Genomic DNA, 19,300 nt, shown 5'->3' on the forward strand with positions numbered 1-19,300 from the left:
AGAATTATGCAAACTGCGAATTCAAGAACATATTCTATCCGATGGAGATAGGATGTCAATTTACAAAAGCCTGTTTACCTACGCATCTCAACACGCCCCGTCAGACCATTCCAATATAAATGCGGTGATATTTTCTGATTGTTTGGTGAATCTGATTCAAGCCCATGGCGATAGGGGTGCGGGAAGTTGGCAGCAGGAGTTGATAGGATACGGTATCGATTATTTTTGTACGATTCCGATTGAGCCGATGGATACCACGCCGCTGAAGCCTTCGCGGAACGAAGCAAAAGTCGCTTCGATAGCAGATCTTGAGGAAAGTTTTGATCAGGACGATGTAAACATGGTTATTGCATCCGTTCGCGATTTACTGACCCTGATGGACAACAAACGTTATTTCATGGAAATCATGTTTCGTATTGCGTTGAAAAAGCCCCCTCGATGCCTTGTCCTTGCAAGCGCGATTTCTCGTGCCATAGGAATAATGGGTTGGCAGAATAATTTCACTCCTTTTCTGCTTTATCATTTAATCGTACGGCTGCATAATGAAAAAACAACATTTTCATTTTCAGAAAGAAATACGGAGAACACCAATATTTTTGAACAAAGTCTCGGCAACGTCAAATCAAACGATGACCTGCTTTTCCTGGCTGCTTCTTACCGAACGTACCATGACAGTAAGATACTTGCAACACAGATCCTTCCAATGATTCGTACGCGGCTCATCGATTATTTTGAGCGCAAGAGAAGCTCGGATCAATTGATCGAAAACAGTCAGTCAGCGATGGACCGTATCGTTCGCCCTTCCTGTCTCCTGGATTTGTCGTCTGTACAAGGAATTGAGGCGTTGCAGTCAAAAAATCCTTTTGCAGTTTAAGTTAACTTTTCTATATTTTGACGAATTATAAAAAAACTTTTATCATGCCCTCTCTAAAAATCACAACATACGGCAATCCGATACTTCGCAGGAAAGTAAAACCAATCACGAAAATTGATTCCGGTTTGAAAAAACTTGCAAAGGACATGTTGGAAGTCATGCACAAAGCCGACGGTATAGGATTAGCCGCGCCTCAGATAGGCAAGTCCATCTCAATTTTTGTTGCGGATATTTCTCCGATTCAAGAAGAAATGGCGCCGATGATTTTTTTGAATATTGAGATACTGGAATCGTTCGGGTCATCGCCTTATAATGAAGGCTGCTTGAGTATTCCCGGTGTGGTAGCCGAAGTCATTCGTCCGGAAAAAATTAGAATTCGTTATATGGACTTATCGGGCCGACATCATGAAGGCATGGCAGAAGGCGTGTTAGCCCGCGTGATTCAACATGAAACCGATCATTTGAACGGAAAACTATTTATTGATTATCTGTCCGAGGAAACTCTGGAGCCTTTTCAAGCCATTCTCAAAGACCTTGAACAAAAAAATAAAAAACTCGTGGCGAAAAAAAAAACCGCTAAAACTTTTACCCACTAAAAATAGATTCGGCTCCGTTATATCCATGCTTCAAAAAACTTTTAAGTTGTTCAATAAAAAACAGGAACCCATACGGGGCGATGTCTGTATTCCCGATCTGAATCGCAGGTATCCAATCGTTATTATCTGCCACGGTTTTAAGGGATTTAAGGACTGGGGTTTCTTCCCCTACGTCGCTGAAATGCTCTGCAAGCGAGGGTTCATTGTTGTTAAATTTAATTTTTCAGGAAGCGGGATCGGCGAAGATCTTATGAATTTCACGGAATTGGATAAATTCGCATCCAATACGTACACTCAGGAACTTGAAGATCTGGAGAAAATTCTAGACGAACTCGAACGAGGGAACGTTTGCGGTAATTCAGGTTATCTCGACAGAATCGGTATTTTGGGGCACAGCCGTGGCGGCGGAATGGCTATTTTAAAGGCGTCCTACGACAAGCGCGTAAAGGCCCTGGTAACATGGTCGGCTATTTCTACCGTAGAGCGTCAGTCGTTCTTAGATGTACTTCCGCAATGGAAACGGCAGACGTATATTGAAATTCCGAATATGAGAACCGGCGAAAAGATGCGGCTCAATATGAATATCGTAGAAGATATCGAAAGAAACGCGAAATCACGGCTGAATATTTCCAGATCGGCTTCGAAATTGGATGTTCCTTACATGGTTATCCATGGTGAAAAAGACGAAAGCGTGCCTGTAAGTGAAGCGCGCAATATTTTCCAGGAGTTACATTTATCCAGAATCAGACTTGAAATCATTCCGAACGCGACGCATACCTACGGCTGTGTCCATCCTTTTGATGGCCCCACGCCGGAGCTTAAAAAAGCTTTTTCACTGACGCATGAATGGTTCAGCAATTTTTTAAAGTAAATTATGATTATTGATATAGAAACGGTCGGCCCTTTTCAGGAAAATTGTTATATCATCGGCGATGAGAAAACCATGGCTGGCGCTATTATCGATCCGGGCGATGAAGCCGATCGAATTCTTAAAACAGCAAAAAAAACCGGGCTGCAATTTAAATATATACTCAACACCCACGCGCATATTGACCACGTTTGCGGAGTTCAGGAGGTCAAAGACGCGCTGCAAATCCCTTTCTATCTCCACAAAGACGATTTAGTTCTTTTACAGAACCTTCCGAAGCAAGCCGCTATGTTTGGAATATTTGTTGATCGTGTGCCCGAAGTTGACTTTTTCTACGGTACGGAAACGCAAATTCAGATTGGCGGTCTCACGGCGCAGATTTTTCACACACCGGGACATTCTCCCGGCGGTGTATGTCTTTATTTCAAGTCGGAAAATATTGTTTTCGGCGGGGATGTGTTGTTCAACGGATCGATCGGGCGAACGGATTTGTACGGCGGCGATTACGACACATTAATCAATGTAATTCGTGAGAAACTTTTTATACTTCCCGATGAAACTTTAGTTTACCCCGGACATGGCCCTGTTACTTCTATAGGCCACGAGAAGAGATATAATCCGTTCTTGAGTGGTGAATCGGGGCAGTTTGCATAGGTTAATCAGAAAAACTTAAGGTCTACCAAATGTCAACAGATAAAACAGACGTTGCGCTCAGCCCAGTAAAACGCCTCGTATCCAAACGAGATATAGGCATTGAGGCGTTTGAATTAGAAAACGGCAATGTGATGCTGGAAGCGACTTTTTTGGATCCGTATCATTTGATACGATTAAATATTCAGGTGGATCCGCGCACCCGCACTATCGTTGCCGCAAAAAGTCAAATGGCGAACCATCCGCACTCCATTTGCCCTAGCGTGACCGAGAAGGCAAAACTTCTGACAGGACTTGTTATAGAGCGAGGTATTACAAAAGAGATTTCCAAACGCATTGGCGGGAGCGAGGGATGTGTTCATTTGCGTGAACTCGCGTTCGAAACGGTTAATTTCGCCGCAACCGTCATGATGGGGTATGATGAAGGCTTTGGTCTTATGAGCAGAGAATTTAATATTCTTGACGAAAAAAAGCGTTTTGATCTGTCAAAACAAATTCTAAAAAACACCTGTCATGTGTACAAAGCAGACGAATAGGTCATTAGTGGGGAAGAGAACCATATGAGAATTGGAACATATACTGTTCATCCTATAGAAACAGGTAGATTCGCATTGGACGGAGGAGCCATGTTCGGCGTGGTTCCAAAGAATCTATGGAACAAAACCAATCCTGCGGACGACCAGAATCGCATTAGTCTGGCCATGCGCTGCTTATTGCTGATCGCTGACGACGGCAGAAAAATTCTCTTTGATAACGGTTTGGGACACAAATACCATGACAAATTCGCCTCTATTTACCGTGTGGATCATTCGCAATTCACTTTAGAGAAATCCTTGTCACAACTGGGGCTCACAACGGATGATATTACGGATGCAGTTCTAACTCACTTGCATTTTGACCACGCCGGAGGCTCTACAAAAACCGATACCGTTGGAAAGGTCGAACCCACATTCAAAAATGCGAAGTATTATGTGCAAAAAAAACATTATGAATATGGACTGAACGCGAGCGAGAAAGACCGTGCGAGTTTTTTGAAACCGGATTTCATGCCGCTTATGGAATCTAAAAAACTGAATTTAGTCACCGATGCAGATTCTTTGTTTGATAACGTTTCTTTTTTTATTGCGCATGGCCATTCGCCATATCAGCAATTGCCTATTATTTCAGACGGAACAACGACCATCTTTTTTTGCGGGGATTTGATGCCGACAAAAACGCATGTATCTGTTCCGTACGTCATGGCTTACGATAATCAGCCTCTGGTAACCATCGATGAAAAAAAGAAAATACTCTCGCAAGCCGTTGAAGGTAAATGGGCTTTGTTTTTCGAACACGATCCGGACACGGCTATGGGAACTGTGATCAGTGATGAAAAAGGATATAGATTTGATGAAAAAATTGATTTTTAATGTCGGGCTGAACACACGGTAATTATATGATTGGTCAGAAGACTGTAAGTGCGATCATTCCATCGGCCGGCGTCGGCAAAAGAATGCAGGGTAAGGTTCCGGGCGGAGTGGGCAAACAATTTGTGTCTCTGCATAACAAACCGTTGATAAGTTACACGCTGGAAAAATTTGATAAGTCAAAATACGTCGATGAAATCATAGTCGTGTGCGCGGCTGAAGCTATCTCGTATATGAAAAAAGAAGTTTTGAATCCAAATCATTTTTCACGAATAATTAAGATCGTACCCGGAGGAAAAGAACGCCAGGACAGTGTTTACGAAGGGTTTAAAGGAATTGAGCACGCGGATATTGTGTTGGTTCATGACGGCGTTAGGCCATTTGTGAGAACAAGCCGAATTGATCAATTGATCGAGGTTTGCAGTACCGTCGGAGCGGCCGTTCTTGCTGTAAGGCCGAAGGATACTGTGAAATCACAGGATAATGAACAGTATATAGAAAAAACATTGGATCGTTCAACATTATGGAATATTCAAACGCCGCAGGCATTCGATTATGGGATGCTGAAAGAAGCTTACGAAAGCGCCAATCGTTCAGGGTTCTATGGTACCGATGAAGCCATGCTGGTTGAAAAAATCGGGCGTCGAATTAAATTGGTTGAAGGCGATTATGAAAACATCAAAATTACAACGCCCGATGATTTGAATTATGCGGAATTTATATTGGCCAACGAACTAAAACAATTAGTTTGACATTGCGGTATTCATTTCATTAAGTTTTTATTACTTATAAGCTTTACTAAGTTTTTTAACACAGGAGGAGCGTATGGACGAATATAAAGAGTATATGAAAAAAGGCCGTGAGTTTTTCGTTCAGCAGGATTACCGAAAGGCGTATGAGTTTTTTAATGCCGCGCTGGACATGGTCAAAGAACTCAAAGAAGAGGATGACAAAAAAAGTCATTATTATATAACTCAAGAATGTGTATTTGATTCATTGGAGAAAATGCAGGATTACAAAAGCGCTTTATCACGAATAGAAGAAGTTATTACGGAGGAAAAAGCCAAAGGCGAAAATGCTACCGTAAAACATATTGCTCACTTCATGCAGCGCAAGGCGTGCCTGGAAATTAAGAACGGGAATAGCCGTCCAGGGGTTAAGTTGGCAGGGGAAGCATATGATCTCAGCTTCAAGACAAAAGAACAGACTAATTGTGAAATTGCGGCAAAAATATGGAACGAACATCAACGAGGCTCTAAAGTAACAGTCGAGTATTTGGAATACTGGCAAAAGCACCACAACTATTGGGTTGCCGATAAAGACTTACCTATATAATTTTTGCAGATTGCGTAATATTAAATCCGTTCCGGTTTTGGAGCGGATTTTTTTTTGCTGTTACCGTACCGAACCCAGTTGTTCATTCAAAGAAATTCTTGATTATTCATAGTAGGATGACTATATTTGGCACCAACAAAATTTGTTGGATAAACATACAACTTAGATTTTTTATCACGAGGATATTATGGATTTCAAATTGAGCGATGAGCAAGAAATGATCAGGCAAACTGCACGGGATTTCGCACAGGAGCACTTGGCTCCGCATGCGGCGGAACGTGATGAAAAACAGTTTTTCCCAAAAGAAGTTATTAAACAGATGGGCGAACTTGGATTTTTGGGCATGATGGTAGGCGAAAAATGGGGAGGTTTTGCCTCAGATTCCATTTCATACGTACAAGTAATAATCGAACTTGCAAAAGCCGATGCTTCCGCCGCGGTCATAGCTTCGGTTAATAACTCCCTTGTTTGTTTTAACATTGAAAAGTATGGTACGGATATCCAGAAAGAGAAATATCTCAAACCTCTCGCGTCCGGACAAGCGCTCGGTGCGTATTCCTTATCGGAGGCGGTCTCGGGAAGCGACGCTGCAGGTTTGATTTGTTATGCGGAGAACAAAGGCGATCATTATCTGGTAAATGGAACTAAACTATGGGTAACGAATGGCCACCATTCAGATTATGTTGTGTGTTTTATTAGAACCGATAAGTCAAACAAAACAAAGGGTATAAGTGCATTTATAGTAGATAAAGCTTTCCCTGGGTTTAAAGTTGGCAAAAAAGAGAATAAACTGGGTATTCGCGCTTCCGACACGACGGAACTTGTGTTTGAAAATTGCAAAGTTCCAAAGGAAAATCTTCTGGGCCAAGAGGGTATGGGTTTTAAGATTGCCATGGAAACGCTGGACGGCGGTCGAATCGGAATAGCCGCGCAAGCGATAGGCATCGCGGAAGCCGCTCTTGATGAATCCGTTAAGTATACCAAAGCGCGGGAGCAGTTCGGCCAGCCGATTGCAAAATTCCAGGCAAATGAATTTAAAATCGCAGACATGGCCATGCGTATTGACGCTTCCAAGCTGCTGCTTTACCGCGCCTGCTGGCTGAAAGATCAAGGCCAAAAATTCGGCAAAGAAGCGGCGATGGCTAAATTGTTTGCTTCTGAAACGGCAATGTGGGCAACGACCGAAGCCGTACAGATGCACGGGGGTTATGGTTATACAAAAGAATACCCTGTAGAACGTTTCATGCGCGACGCAAAAATAACTGAAATTTACGAAGGCACGTCGGAAATTCAGCGCATTGTAATCGCCCGTAATGTTTTGAACTGGTAGATCAATATCGCCGGAGAATTGAGAATGATAAATACGTTTGAATTGATGGAAGAGAAAGAACACGAAGAGGTTGTGTTTTTCAGCGATAAAAAAAGCGGATTGAAAGCGATCGTAGCAATTCATAATACCACTTTAGGTCCTGCTCTGGGCGGGTGCAGAATGTACCCGTATACATCAACTGAACAAGCTTTGACAGATGTGTTGCGCTTATCTCGCGGAATGACTTACAAAGCCGCTGTAGCCGGTCTTAATCTCGGAGGCGGAAAATCGGTAATTATCGCCGATCCGAAAAAAAATAAAAATGAAATTCTATTCAGGGCATTTGGTCGATTTATTCAAGGCCTTGGCGGACGATATATTACCGCCGAAGATGTCGGGACATGCGTGACCGATATGGAATGGGTCCGAATGGAAACAAAATACGTTACCGGAATATCGCGTGCATTAGGCGGCAGCGGAGACCCTTCGCCCGTCACGGCTCTGGGTACGTATCGCGGTATGAAAGCTTGCGTTGAAAAAGTGTTCGGGACGCAGTCATTAAAAGGATTGCGTGTCGCTATTCAGGGATTGGGCCATGTAGGTTATTATCTTGTGCGCCATCTTCACGATGAGGGCGCCAAACTGATTGTGAACGATATCGACAATGAAAGAGTAAAAAAAGTTGTTAATGAATTTGGCGCGGAATATGTCGACGCGGATAAAATTTATTCCGTAGATGCGGATATTTTCGCTCCGTGCGCACTGGGCGCCATTGTAAACGACCAGACCATACCGCAATTTAAGTTCAAGATCATTGCTGGAGCCGCTAATAACCAGCTTGCCGACGAAGCCAAACACGGCCAAATGTTGATCGAAAAAAAAATAGTTTACGCGCCGGATTATGTTATCAATTCAGGCGGCTTGATCAACGTATATAATGAGTTGGAAGGGTACAATCAGGAGAAAGCCCTTTCCCAGGCGAAGGGTATTTACGAAATTGTAAAGATAATATTGGATCTGGCGGAAAAAGAAAATATTCCGACCTACGTAGCATCTAACAAAATAGCCGAAGATCGTATGAATAGTATTGGCCGAATAAAGCAGACGTATGTCAGAAAATCCGAAACGGTGATGCGCAGATTAGAAAGTTTCTAGTTCCATTTGATTAACATATTCAACTTGCAAGTTGAAAAAGGTCTTTCTCAATTCTTATGAATCCTCTGTTGCTTGACGAATTAAAACCCGGCAATCATACCCCTAAGAGCAGCCGCAGAGAAGCGCGTGAAACGGTTCTTCAGGTATTATATGCCTATGAATTTTCTCAGGATCCTATCAATAAAATCGTCGAAGATGTTTGCGGCCCTTTTACAGATCAGACCATGGCGTTCATTAAGAAATTGGTCGCATGTGCCGTTAAGCATCGTGAGGTTCTTGACAATCACATCAAATCACGTACCCAAAATTGGGATTTTGAACGAATTGCGATGATTGACCGTTTGCTGTTGCGTATCGGAATTTGTGAATTCTTACATTTTGAAGATATCCCGCCCAAAGTTTCGATAAACGAAGTCATCGAAATCAGCAAGCGTTATAGTACCGACAAAAGCAGCAAATTCGTTAACGGCATTTTGGATTCAGTATACGAGGATCTCAAATTAGCCGGACGAATAACCAAGGCGGGCAGAGGCGTCATAGAAGAATAAAACTTTGATATGGACGAAAAACCGTTGTCAGCTTGTTCATATTCGTGAATAAGCTTTTTTTATATGAATAACCATTTGATTGATATCGCGCAAATCGTAGCAGTTTCCGAGGTTAATGGACCTGGGAAACGAGCGGTAATCTGGGTACAGGGCTGCCATAAGCGTTGCCCAGGCTGCTGGAATCAAGATTACTTAGAGTTCAGCAGTGTTTGGCAGCTTACAGCGCAGAATCTTTTTGATACTGTAAAACAAATGACCGCAGATTTTGTAGCTATTGAAGGAATAACTTTCAGCGGGGGTGAACCGTTTGCCCAAGCCGAAACTCTAGCGGATGCAGCTGCTTTGTTCAAGGAAAATGATCTGACTATCATGAGTTACTCCGGATATACGCTGGAAGAAATACAACGAAAAGATAAAAGTCAATCTAAGCTCCTTGCCGTTTTGGATATTTTGGTGGATGGCGAATATGTTAAGGAGCAGCATTGTGACCGTTTGTGGCGCAGTTCACTCAATCAAAAAGTACACTTTTTATCGGATCATTATAAATCGTATGAAGATTCGATCAACGCAGACGTTCGTGAATATGAGGTTGTTTTATCTGCGAACGAGACGCGTATTACTGGATTTCCAAAAGCTGAATTAATAACAAAAAGTTAAATTGGTTTTTCGTTGCCGATACCGTGGGCGTCATGCAAAGTAAACATTTGGACTAGCGGATGGACCTTTCAAAGAAGTTAAAAAATATTACGGATGAAACAATCCGGCTGATGGCTATAGTTGAAATTGGTAAACTGCTGAATTCGACGCTGGACTTAAATAAGATCCTCGAAATTATTTTAGATACGGCCATAAAGAACCTGAATGCCGATCGGGGGACCGTTTATTTGATTGATCATGAAAAAAAACAATTGTGGTCGAAGGTACTGCAAGGCGATAGCATTGTTGAAGTGCGTTTAGCGCTTGGTCAGGGAATTGCAGGCTTTGTTGCCCAAACAGGAAAAAAAATTATTTTAAAGGACGCTTATAAAGACCCGCGATTCAACCCCGATTTTGACAAAAAAACGGGTTACGTGACAAAAAGCATACTGTGTATGCCTATGAAAAACCGCAAGGGACAAATGATCGGCGTCTTTCAGATTCTCAATAAAAAGACCGGTTTTTTTAATGTTGACGACACAAAGTTTCTTGACACCTTATCCGTAGACGCTTGTATTGCAATTGAGAACGCGCGTCTTTACGAAGAAGCCATCGAAAAAGAACGAATGGAAAAGGAACTTGAAGTTGCGGCCACAATTCAGGAAATGATAATTCCGAAAGAGATTGTTCAGCAAGAGGGCTATGAAATTGCGGGTTTCAATGTACCGAGCAAACAAGTTGGTGGCGATTTCTATGATGTTGTCTATCTTCCGAACGGTAATACTGCGCTAATCATAGCCGATGTTTCCGGCAAGAGTATCCCGGGAGCCTTACTGGTGTCGACATTGCAAGCGTCGTTGCGCGCATACCTGGAAAGTGACTTTGAACTTGAAAAACTTGTTACAAAGTTAAATCGCATCATACTGAAAAATTCGACTGCAGATAAATATATTACTTTTTTTATCGGAATTCTTGACCCCAAAACCCATACTTTGAAATCCGTCAATGCAGGCCATAATCCGCCGCTTATTTGCCGAAACGGAACTATCAAGAAACTTACGGTCGGCGGTATTCCGCTGGGTATGTATCCGTATGACCAATATGAATCGGAGGAAACTCAATTAGGGCCCAATGACGTTGTCGTTATGTTTACAGATGGGGTTACGGAAGCGGCCGACAAGGATGACGAATTTTACGATGATAACAGGCTGGAACAATGCGTTTTAAAGAACGCTCAATTACATGCCGATAAATTGAAACAGGTTATTTTCGACGATGTGAAAGAGTTTGTTGGCGAAGCCGAACAATCGGATGACATAACGATGCTCTTATTAAGAAAAAAATAGACGTGTAAAGGGGGGGATTATGAAAACAGTATTCTCATTACTTATACTTTCATTCTGCTTAGTTTGTTCTGCCTATTCCCAGAGTACAAGCGGAAATGCAATGATTGTAAGCATTTCCGGCGATGTTCGATGCGCGACGTCACAACCTGCAATTCTAAAAACCGGGACTATCCTTGCGTCAAAAGACTCGCTTTTCTTAGGTGAAAAAGCAACGATTACAATTTTGGAAGAAGACGGGAAAGTAACTACATACAGTCAATCATTTAGATTGGCGAGTAAATCCGAATGTAACCCCACACTCCAAAAGTTACTTAAACAGGGCATACAAAGCCAAAACTGGATTGAATCTGCAAAAAAGAAACCGCGAAATAATTTCCGCTCCAACACGACTGACAACATCAGTATGGTTTATCCTCGGAACACCCGTTTGACGAAACTACCTGAGCGGCTGAATTGGACGGTATTGACTAAATCCGAAAGTGAATACGAAGTTTCAATTCGGTGTTATGAGAACGATTTTTCATACGATCATACAACCGGAAACAATAGCCTAGATATAAGTTCGGATATATCGCTTTCAATCGGGCAGCAATATTATTGGTTTGTTCGGGATGTTTTTTCCGAACTTTCCGAAGTTCCTTCGGCAGTTTGGTTCAACGTTCTGGATACGAAGGAGATAAAAAAATTAGAACAGGAAAGACAAACCGTTGCGTTTATCATGAATAACGACACACTCTCAGTTGCGTATCAAATGCTCTTCGCTAACTTGTTGATGTCGTATGAACTCTATGATGAATGCAAATCGTTATTGGATGATTTATCAAAGCAAGACGGTCAGAACCATTTGCTCCACACATTTTATGCAATCATTTATGACAAAATGGATTTAATTAGCGATTCCAGAAAATATATCGAGTATACTGATCAATATAGTAAATAGAATGGTTTTTTTTTGGAAATATGACAAAAGTCATTTGATTTATAAATAAAGTTTTTTACAATAGGTGGAACTTTAATGGGTTGTTGTGCGTTAAAACGTATAGTTGACAGACAAAAAATATGATGATTTACAACAAAATAGTTAAAACGGGTATAGTTGCAATAACCATAACTGCACTAATAGCGGTATATTTTAGTTCCGGTATGAAAATTTTGTGCTCGGCAAATGCGAGCGAAAGTATGACTTGTTGCAAGTCGGCTGACACTTCAAAAAATAGTTGCGATTCTCAAGGGCCGAATACTTTATCGCTTCAATCCGCACATAAGTGTCCTTGTCCTTCAATGCAAACGGGGCCTAATCAGAGTTTTGACGAAGTATTGCCTAATACTGGAAAAGCAGAGTCAAAATCACAATCTGTTCAATGCACTTCTATTTCCACAGAAATTTACACAAGTTCCATCTCTGAATTAGTTTTGACCGGTTATGTACATTCTTATTTATCTGCACATGAACGCCTTTCTCTCCTTCAAACCTTCCTTATTTAATCTCTTCTTTTTTTGATCATTGCTGTAGGTTGTTTTGACATTGTCAAAACAATGTTATGCTATTCAGGTTATGTGGAATAGTGTGGCAACGCCGTAATCTAAAATGATGATTTCAAAAGAGGAAGATTTGTATGTTTCATTCTATAAAAACCACGTTGTTTATTCTACTTGTATCACAGACCGTGTGTGCACAAACGCAAGACGGCTTAAGCCTTAATGAGCTTATTCAAGAAGCATTAGACAACAACCCGCAGTTACATTCTGCACGCCATCAAGCGGACGCCGCTAAAGCGCAAATCAAACAAGTGACCTCACTGGATGCACCGCAAGTTGGAATAGAGTTTTATCAAACACCGATTCAATCTTTTCCGATCGCGACAAAGAATAGCATGGAAACCGATTATTTTGTTCAGCAGATGTTTCCGTGGCCCGGAAAGTTATCCGGTATGGGAAAAATTGCAGAAAATAATGTCGCTATGAAAGAACAGGAATCGAAAGCGCTGGATAAGAAAATCATACGGGATCTTAAATCGGCGTATTATGAACTGTATCTAGTTCAGCGAAAGATGGAGATCAATGGAGAAAATAAACGCATCATGCAAAAGATCATTGATATTGCCCTTAAACAATACGAAGTAGGCGCCGGAAATCAATCCGATATTTTGCGTGCGCAAACTGAATTGACAAAATTGACCAATGAAAGTTTTCTGTTGGAGAGGGAAAAAGGAATTACGGAGGCTATGATCAATACATTGATCAGCAGACCAGCAAATCAACCTTTGGGGCGAATTGCAGAATTAGAGATTCATGATGTGAAAGTGGGCTTTGACCCATTGGTTGCGATAGCCGAAGATAACCGTGCCGAACTAAAAGCTATGGGTTACAATATTGAGATGTTCAAGTCTGAACAAGCACTCGCGAAGCGCGAATTCTATCCCGACATCATGGTTCGCGGAATGTATAAGAACATGTCCAATACTTCAAAAGACTTTTGGTCGCTGATGATCGGTTTCAATGTTCCGATTGCGTTTTGGTCTAAAAATAGATACCAGGGTAAAGTCAATGAATTTGGTAAGCATATCAATCATGCAGAGATGGAATATCGGGATACGAAAAACATGATCGGAAATGATATTCAGAATGCTTTGGTCATCATGGAGTCGTCGCGTAAGCAAGCGGATGAAATTAAGCGTCATCTTATTCCACAGGCAGAAGCGACATTAGAAGCAACGCTGGCGTCGTATCAATCGGGTAAAACATCATTCATCATGGCGCTGGACAGTTACCGGATGTTGTTAATGGCTAAACTGGATTATTCGATGAGCGTAATGAATACTGCGGTCAGTGAGGCCCAGTTGGAACAGGCCGTTGGCTTGAGTATGAACGAAATTAAGGAGCGACTCAAATAAGTTGGGTCGTAATAATCATGATAGAAAAAATTATTGATTGGAGCAGTAAGAATAGACTAATAGTTATATTTGCGTATTTGATTCTGACAGGATATGGTATATATGCTGTTTTCAATATGCCGGTCGATGCTATACCTGATTTATCGGAAAACCAGGTTATTATTTTTACGGAGTGGATGGGCCGGTCGCCGCAAATTGTGGAGTCCCAGTTAACATTTCCGATCGTATCGTCTTTGCAGGGATTGCCGGATGTCAAAGCGGTTAGAGCGGCATCGATGTTCGGCATGTCCTTCGTCTTTGTAATCTTTGAAGACAATACGGATATTTACTTTGCGCGAACGCGTGTGCTTGAGCGGCTAAGCACGGTTCAAACTACGTTGCCGCCCGGGGTGACGCCGTCATTGGGGCCGGATGGGACGGGCGTGGGCCATGTATTTTGGTACACGGTCGAAGGAGAGGGTTATGATCTGGGAACCCTGCGTGCCGTGCAGGATTGGTATATTCGATATAAACTTGCTGCCGTTGATGGGGTAGCCGAAGTTGCCGGAATCGGTGGTTTTGTAAAACAATACCAGGTGGATATAAACCCGCTTCAATTACGCGCTTATAACATTTCAATTTCAGACGTCGTCAATGCGATCCAACGAAGCAATAATGAAGTGGGCGGCAAGATCATTGAGGCGAGCGACGCAGAATATTTTGTAAGAGGGCAGGGCTATATTCAATCGGTCGACGATATCGGCAATTCGCTTATAAGAACCGCGCCAAACGGAATTCCTGTTTTGATAAAGAACGTTGCAACCGTGCAGGTTGGCGGAGATATCCGCAGAGGCTCTCTGGAAAAAGACGGAAAAGGCCAAGTAGTCGGCGGAATTATTGTCATGCGTAACGGAGAAAACGCTAAAGAGGTCATAGATCGTGTGAAGGAGAAAATTAATGAGATCTCACCGGGTCTGCCGTTCGGAGTTCAAATCGTTCCTTCCTATGACCGCAGCACACTTATTCGGGATGCTATCGGAACGCTTGAGCGTGCGCTGGTCGAGGCGGCAATCACCGTTTCAATCATGGTGGCCATATTTCTTCTGCACTTCAGGAGCATTTTGCGAATTATTATCGAAATTCCTGTTTCTGTGTTATTGTCTTTTATCCTCATGCGGATATTTGGAATCACATCGAACATCATGAGTCTTGGCGGTATCATTTTGGCAATTGGGGTCATTGTTGATGCTTCCATAGTCATGGTGGAAAATGCATATAGGAATATTGCGCATGCGATAGAAGAAAAAGGGCATTTGAGCGCGGAAGATTACAAAACAATTTCAATATCATCTGCCAAGCAAGTCGGGCGGGCGATATTCTTTTCCGAACTCATCATTTTAGTGTCATTCCTGCCCGTATTTTTATTAACAGGACAAGAGGGAAAACTATTTACGCCATTGGCATTTACAAAAACGTTTGTGATGATCGCTTCTGCCGTAGTAGTTATTACCCTAATCCCGGTCCTCATGACATTGCTTATGAAGGGAAAATTCAGGCCTGAAAAACAAAATCCTGTCACGGGCTTCTTCATTTGGATATACGAGCCCGTTATTCACTGGGTATTAAAATATCGCAAGACTACCATTGCCATCAATGCCATTGCGTTGATTATTACGATACCGATGATCGTGAAAACAGGTTCTGAATTCATGCCGCCATTGGATGAAGGATCCATTTTGTATATGCCGGTTACGCTGCCGAATGCCTCAATTACTGAAGTAAATCGTATCTTGCAGTTGCAGGACCAAATTATTCATACTGTACCGGAAGTTCACCATGTTCTCGGTAAGGCCGGTCGTGCTGAAACGGCTACCGATAACGCCCCGCTAAGCATGATTGAAACGATTATTGTTCTCAAGCCGAAGGAAGAATGGCGAGCGGGAATTACAAAGAAAGATATTATCGCTGAACTGGATCAGAAGTTGCAGATTCCGGGTGTCCGTAACGGGTGGACGCAGCCGATCATCAATAGAATTAACATGCTCTCAACCGGAGTTCGTACGGATATTGGTTTTAAGATATTCGGCGACAATTTGGATACACTCGAATATTACGCAATTAAAGCAGAGCAACTACTCAAGACCGTGGATGGAGCGGCGGACGTAGTAGCGGAACGCGTTCAAAACGGATATTATCTCGATATTGACCTTAAACGCGAAGCGTTAGCCCGCTATGGCGTCAATATAGCCGATATTCAAGACATCATAGAGACGGCCATTGGCGGACAAAATTTAGGTATTGTACTGCAGGAAAGAATGAGATTTCCTATTCGGATGCGATACGAACGCGAAATTCGCGATAATATTGAAGAATTGAAAAATCTCATAATACCTGTGAATGTTTCCGGAGGAATGAGCAATACCGGCGGCATGAGTTCAGCAGGCGTAGCTTCTCAGAGCATGGTAAGTCGAAAAATGGGTAGTTCGCCGGGTATGCAAAATACTAACACGGATAAAACTTATGAAGCATCTTTGACAAACGGGTTTTCACTCACAACTTCCTCCGGTGATACAAAAGTCTATCTGCCTCTTTCATATTTGGCCGACATAAAGACGTTGACAGGCCCACCCATGATCAATAGCGAGAACGGTATGCTGCGGTCTATTGTTTTTATGAATACGCGAGGGCGCGATATGGGCAGCGTGATGGAGGACGCTAAAAATGTGATCACTGAAAAATTGGACCTTCCGACAGGGTATACCTACACATGGAGCGGACAATACGAACATAAGGTCAGAGCACAAAGAACTTTGACCATCATTATGCCGGTCGTATTCTTACTGATATTTTTCATGCTTTACTATACACTGCATGATTACAAAGAAGCGGGCGTCGTCATGTTGTCCGTGCCTTTTGCGCTGATTGGTGGTATGTATATGATTTATTTTTTGGATTACAATTTTTCAGTTGCAGTCTGGGTCGGATTTATTGCTCTGTATGGGATTGCCACACAAACCGGCGTCATCATGGTAGTCTATTTGCATGAGGCTTTGGACCGGCGTATTCGTGATCATGAAAAGGGACTGCGGGGCCCTGTCACCGTGAAGGATATTTATGACGCGACAGTGGAAGGTTCGGTCTTGCGGCTTCGCCCCAAACTCATGACCGTTAGTACAGCCATGATAGGACTCATTCCGGTTATGTGGGCAACCGGGGCCGGATCGGATGTCATGAAACCATTAACGGCGCCTATGATCGGCGGGTTGTTTACATCGGCGGTTCATGTGCTGGTCGTTACGCCAATTTTGTTTGTCATTATGAAGGAACTCGCGCTGAAAAAAGGAAAACTCGAGAAATCTAAAATGGCGGATTGGATGAGAGAAGGATGAAGAATTTACGATCGATGAATAGATCAATTTAAGGAGGTAGTTTGTATGAAATATGTTTTGGTTTTATCAATACTGATAGTGGCGGGGATTGCCGGTTGTTCAAATAAAGAGTCGAGTGGTGATGAAAAAGAGAAAACAAAAGAAATCTATTATTGTCCGATGCATCCGGAAGTTACTTCAGAAAAGCCCGGGGTATGCCCGATTTGCAATATGGATCTGGTAAAAAAGGTTGATGAGAAAAGGGCGGTAATGGAGGACATGCCAGGAATGATTAATCTGAGTTTACAAAAACAAGTTCTGGCAAATGTCTCTACGCTCAAAATTCAAAAGGAACATTTTTTAAAGGAACTTGTGTCCTATAGTTATCTCGATTTTGCAGAGCAAAATAGAAGGCTTATTTCTGCAAGATTTAACGGACGGATTGAAAAGCTGTTTGTCGATAAGACAGGTGACTACATAAGCCGAGGACAGCCTTTATTTGAGATTTATAGTCCGGATTTGCTGGAAGCGCAGAACGAATATCTCATTGCACTTGAAAATACAGCCTCGATCCGCAAAACATCGTTTAATGACGCTGCCAGTACTAACACTTTAATCAAATCTTCACGCAAACGGCTTGAATTATATGGGTTGACGGATGAACAAATTGCGACCCTCGATTCAAGTCGTGAGTTACAATACACTATGACATATTATTCGCCTATTAGCGGAACGGTTATTGAAAAAAAGATTCAGGAGGGAGCATATGTAAATGAAGGCACGCTTCTTTATGATATCGCCGATATGTCCACCTTATGGGGTATTGCGGAAATTTATGAAAAAGATTTGTCTTTGATTAAAGTTGGCAACAGGGTCAAGCTTCGTCTTCCGGCATATCCGGATGAGGCTTTTGAAGGCTCTGTAAATTTTATATATCCTGTGGTCAACTCGCAAACACGCACGGTAAAAGTTCGCTCTGAATTTTCTAATGTAAATCACAAACTCAGGCCGCAGATGTATGGGGAGATTGTCGTTCAACAAGACATGGGAAAACAACTGCTGATTTCTCAGGATGCGGTTCTGTTTACAGGAAAACGTCAAATTGTATGGGTGAAAACGGCAGAAGACCATTTTGAGTCCAAGGAAGTGACTTTGGGAATTAAGAATGACGGGAAATATCAAGTGTTATCCGGATTAAAAGAAGGCGATGAAGTAGCCGTAACCGGCGGATTTCTCATTGACTCCGAAAGCCAGCTTCGCAGCGGAAAGGCTACGGGACATCAACATGAAGGCATGAAAATGGACGATGATTCAAAGGATCAAAAAAAGGAAACAAATGAAAGCCCAGAACACAAACACTAGGCTAAGGAGATAAAGTTTATGAAAAGGACCCATAAACATAAAAATTACAACAATCGCATTTTATTGATTTCAGCTATTGGACTTCTTGTCTTTGCAATTGTTTCTTTGCTAAACCTTGAGTTGGATGTAAAAGAGAACGTCGGGATATCAACGTCCAAAGCGACATCATCCGATGTTAGGGTAACCAAAATTGCATCGAAATTTATATGCAGTTGTGGAAGTTGTGGCGGTGAACCACTTGATTTATGTTCATGTGAGCATGCAGTTAAAGTGCGACAATATATCCAAGAGTATTTGTTAAATAATAAAAGCGAGGATCAGATTGTCGCCTTAATCAGCAAATCATACGGCGGATTGAAACCTCAATTTGAAAAAAACACGATAAAATGAAATGTGTCTGAAAGTCCGAACACTTAACTAATTAATTAACGTACTTAAAGGGAGTATACATGCAAAATGTCCATCCTATGTTAATTCACTTTCCAATCGCTTTATTTCTGACAGCGATGATCTTTGACCTCGTCTCTTTTGCCCGTAGAAATGAATCTTTTGAAAATATGGCTTCTAAACTATTTATTCTCAGCGCTATTGCATTTATAGCGTCCGCTATCACTGGACTTTTAGCAGAAAACAGTGTGTCGCACAGCGAAGAAGCGCATCACATTATGGAAGACCATAAACTCTTTCAATTGATTGCTACAGGCATTTCTGTTTTTATTGCTTTACTAATATTTTTTGTCAAAAAAAGAATGCAATTGCTAAGATTAGTATTAACTCTTCTCGGTGCAGGATTCATGACGTACGGCTCGTACCTGGGTGGCGAACTTGTCTATAGGTTTGGAATTGGAACAAATGTGCAAGTAATAAAACCTGATAGCAATAGACAGAATGAGCAACCCATACAAGAAGTCAAAAAAGACTCTACAGAAACTGAAGAGCACTCTGATACCCACGAGCACAAACACTAATTAAT

18 protein-coding genes and 1 pseudogene are annotated in these 19,300 nt (G+C 42.0%); all 19 read left to right on the top strand.

Features of this window, described 5'->3' with window-relative positions:
- Nucleotides 1-52: 52 nt before the first annotated feature.
- The 19 genes and pseudogenes from F9K33_01005 to F9K33_01095 all read left to right on the top strand — a co-directional run bounded on the left by F9K33_01005 (nucleotide 53) and on the right by F9K33_01095 (nucleotide 19,295).
- Nucleotides 53-874: a hypothetical protein gene (locus tag F9K33_01005; GenBank protein ID KAB2881352.1), complete on the top strand. Its 822-nt coding sequence runs from the start codon at nucleotides 53-55 to the stop codon at nucleotides 872-874.
- Nucleotides 875-918: 44 nt separating this feature from the next.
- Complete coding sequence (gene def / locus F9K33_01010; protein ID KAB2881353.1) at nucleotides 919-1,470, top strand: peptide deformylase; 552 nt, start codon at nucleotides 919-921, stop codon at nucleotides 1,468-1,470.
- Between the two features lie 25 nt (nucleotides 1,471-1,495).
- Nucleotides 1,496-2,341 (top strand): alpha/beta fold hydrolase, encoded by an 846-nt coding sequence (locus F9K33_01015; GenBank protein KAB2881354.1) that lies wholly within the window; start codon nucleotides 1,496-1,498, stop codon nucleotides 2,339-2,341.
- 3 nt (nucleotides 2,342-2,344) lie between these two features.
- The gene (locus F9K33_01020) at nucleotides 2,345-2,992 is read left to right on the top strand and encodes an MBL fold metallo-hydrolase (protein ID KAB2881355.1); all 648 of its coding nucleotides are present in this window, start codon (nucleotides 2,345-2,347) and stop codon (nucleotides 2,990-2,992) included.
- A gap of 29 nt (nucleotides 2,993-3,021) precedes the next feature.
- A complete protein-coding gene (locus F9K33_01025) occupies nucleotides 3,022-3,525 on the top strand; it encodes a DUF2889 domain-containing protein (protein ID KAB2881356.1) in 504 nt (167 codons plus the stop codon).
- A 24-nt stretch (nucleotides 3,526-3,549) separates the two neighbouring features.
- On the top strand, nucleotides 3,550-4,398 hold the full coding sequence (locus F9K33_01030; GenBank protein KAB2881357.1) for an MBL fold metallo-hydrolase: 849 nt from the start codon (nucleotides 3,550-3,552) through the stop codon (nucleotides 4,396-4,398).
- 26 nt (nucleotides 4,399-4,424) lie between these two features.
- A complete protein-coding gene (gene ispD / locus F9K33_01035; GenBank protein ID KAB2881358.1) occupies nucleotides 4,425-5,147 on the top strand; it encodes a 2-C-methyl-D-erythritol 4-phosphate cytidylyltransferase in 723 nt (240 codons plus the stop codon).
- Between the two features lie 73 nt (nucleotides 5,148-5,220).
- On the top strand, nucleotides 5,221-5,730 hold the full coding sequence (locus tag F9K33_01040) for a hypothetical protein (protein ID KAB2881359.1): 510 nt from the start codon (nucleotides 5,221-5,223) through the stop codon (nucleotides 5,728-5,730).
- A gap of 187 nt (nucleotides 5,731-5,917) precedes the next feature.
- The gene (locus F9K33_01045; protein ID KAB2881360.1) at nucleotides 5,918-7,060 is read left to right on the top strand and encodes an acyl-CoA dehydrogenase; all 1,143 of its coding nucleotides are present in this window, start codon (nucleotides 5,918-5,920) and stop codon (nucleotides 7,058-7,060) included.
- A gap of 27 nt (nucleotides 7,061-7,087) precedes the next feature.
- Nucleotides 7,088-8,194, top strand: a complete 1,107-nt coding sequence (locus F9K33_01050) for a Glu/Leu/Phe/Val dehydrogenase (protein ID KAB2881444.1) — start codon at nucleotides 7,088-7,090, stop codon at nucleotides 8,192-8,194.
- 56 nt (nucleotides 8,195-8,250) lie between these two features.
- Nucleotides 8,251-8,742 (top strand): transcription antitermination factor NusB, encoded by a 492-nt coding sequence (nusB, locus tag F9K33_01055; protein ID KAB2881361.1) that lies wholly within the window; start codon nucleotides 8,251-8,253, stop codon nucleotides 8,740-8,742.
- A 63-nt stretch (nucleotides 8,743-8,805) separates the two neighbouring features.
- Nucleotides 8,806-9,399, top strand: coding sequence for a radical SAM protein (locus F9K33_01060; GenBank protein KAB2881362.1), 594 nt, complete (start codon nucleotides 8,806-8,808; stop codon nucleotides 9,397-9,399).
- Nucleotides 9,400-9,458: 59 nt separating this feature from the next.
- Nucleotides 9,459-10,724, top strand: a complete 1,266-nt coding sequence (locus F9K33_01065; protein KAB2881363.1) for a SpoIIE family protein phosphatase — start codon at nucleotides 9,459-9,461, stop codon at nucleotides 10,722-10,724.
- Nucleotides 10,725-10,824: 100 nt separating this feature from the next.
- Nucleotides 10,825-11,664: a hypothetical protein gene (locus tag F9K33_01070; GenBank protein KAB2881364.1), complete on the top strand. Its 840-nt coding sequence runs from the start codon at nucleotides 10,825-10,827 to the stop codon at nucleotides 11,662-11,664.
- A 676-nt stretch (nucleotides 11,665-12,340) separates the two neighbouring features.
- A complete protein-coding gene (locus F9K33_01075; protein KAB2881365.1) occupies nucleotides 12,341-13,618 on the top strand; it encodes a TolC family protein in 1,278 nt (425 codons plus the stop codon).
- 17 nt (nucleotides 13,619-13,635) lie between these two features.
- A pseudogene (locus tag F9K33_01080) lies at nucleotides 13,636-15,987 on the top strand (efflux RND transporter permease subunit).
- A 1,044-nt stretch (nucleotides 15,988-17,031) separates the two neighbouring features.
- Entirely contained in the window at nucleotides 17,032-18,327 is a 1,296-nt protein-coding gene (locus F9K33_01085) for an efflux RND transporter periplasmic adaptor subunit (protein KAB2881366.1), read from the top strand.
- A gap of 18 nt (nucleotides 18,328-18,345) precedes the next feature.
- Nucleotides 18,346-18,717, top strand: a complete 372-nt coding sequence (locus F9K33_01090; GenBank protein KAB2881367.1) for a hypothetical protein — start codon at nucleotides 18,346-18,348, stop codon at nucleotides 18,715-18,717.
- 59 nt (nucleotides 18,718-18,776) lie between these two features.
- The gene (locus F9K33_01095; protein KAB2881368.1) at nucleotides 18,777-19,295 is read left to right on the top strand and encodes a DUF2231 domain-containing protein; all 519 of its coding nucleotides are present in this window, start codon (nucleotides 18,777-18,779) and stop codon (nucleotides 19,293-19,295) included.
- Nucleotides 19,296-19,300: the final 5 nt, after the last annotated feature.

The sequence above is a fragment of the bacterium genome (genome assembly GCA_008933615.1).
Classification (GTDB): Bacteria; CLD3; CLD3; order SB21; family SB21; genus SB21.

Coding starts and splice junctions, on each gene's coding strand:
- F9K33_01005 (KAB2881352.1), top strand. CDS start 53: ATGTCAATTTACAAAAGCCTGTTTACCTACGCATCTCAACACGCCCCG.
- def (KAB2881353.1), top strand. CDS start 919: ATGCCCTCTCTAAAAATCACAACATACGGCAATCCGATACTTCGCAGG.
- F9K33_01015 (KAB2881354.1), top strand. CDS start 1,496: ATGCTTCAAAAAACTTTTAAGTTGTTCAATAAAAAACAGGAACCCATA.
- F9K33_01020 (KAB2881355.1), top strand. CDS start 2,345: ATGATTATTGATATAGAAACGGTCGGCCCTTTTCAGGAAAATTGTTAT.
- F9K33_01025 (KAB2881356.1), top strand. CDS start 3,022: ATGTCAACAGATAAAACAGACGTTGCGCTCAGCCCAGTAAAACGCCTC.
- F9K33_01030 (KAB2881357.1), top strand. CDS start 3,550: ATGAGAATTGGAACATATACTGTTCATCCTATAGAAACAGGTAGATTC.
- ispD (KAB2881358.1), top strand. CDS start 4,425: ATGATTGGTCAGAAGACTGTAAGTGCGATCATTCCATCGGCCGGCGTC.
- F9K33_01040 (KAB2881359.1), top strand. CDS start 5,221: ATGGACGAATATAAAGAGTATATGAAAAAAGGCCGTGAGTTTTTCGTT.
- F9K33_01045 (KAB2881360.1), top strand. CDS start 5,918: ATGGATTTCAAATTGAGCGATGAGCAAGAAATGATCAGGCAAACTGCA.
- nusB (KAB2881361.1), top strand. CDS start 8,251: ATGAATCCTCTGTTGCTTGACGAATTAAAACCCGGCAATCATACCCCT.
- F9K33_01060 (KAB2881362.1), top strand. CDS start 8,806: ATGAATAACCATTTGATTGATATCGCGCAAATCGTAGCAGTTTCCGAG.
- F9K33_01065 (KAB2881363.1), top strand. CDS start 9,459: ATGGACCTTTCAAAGAAGTTAAAAAATATTACGGATGAAACAATCCGG.
- F9K33_01070 (KAB2881364.1), top strand. CDS start 10,825: ATGATTGTAAGCATTTCCGGCGATGTTCGATGCGCGACGTCACAACCT.
- F9K33_01075 (KAB2881365.1), top strand. CDS start 12,341: ATGTTTCATTCTATAAAAACCACGTTGTTTATTCTACTTGTATCACAG.
- F9K33_01085 (KAB2881366.1), top strand. CDS start 17,032: ATGAAATATGTTTTGGTTTTATCAATACTGATAGTGGCGGGGATTGCC.
- F9K33_01090 (KAB2881367.1), top strand. CDS start 18,346: ATGAAAAGGACCCATAAACATAAAAATTACAACAATCGCATTTTATTG.
- F9K33_01095 (KAB2881368.1), top strand. CDS start 18,777: ATGCAAAATGTCCATCCTATGTTAATTCACTTTCCAATCGCTTTATTT.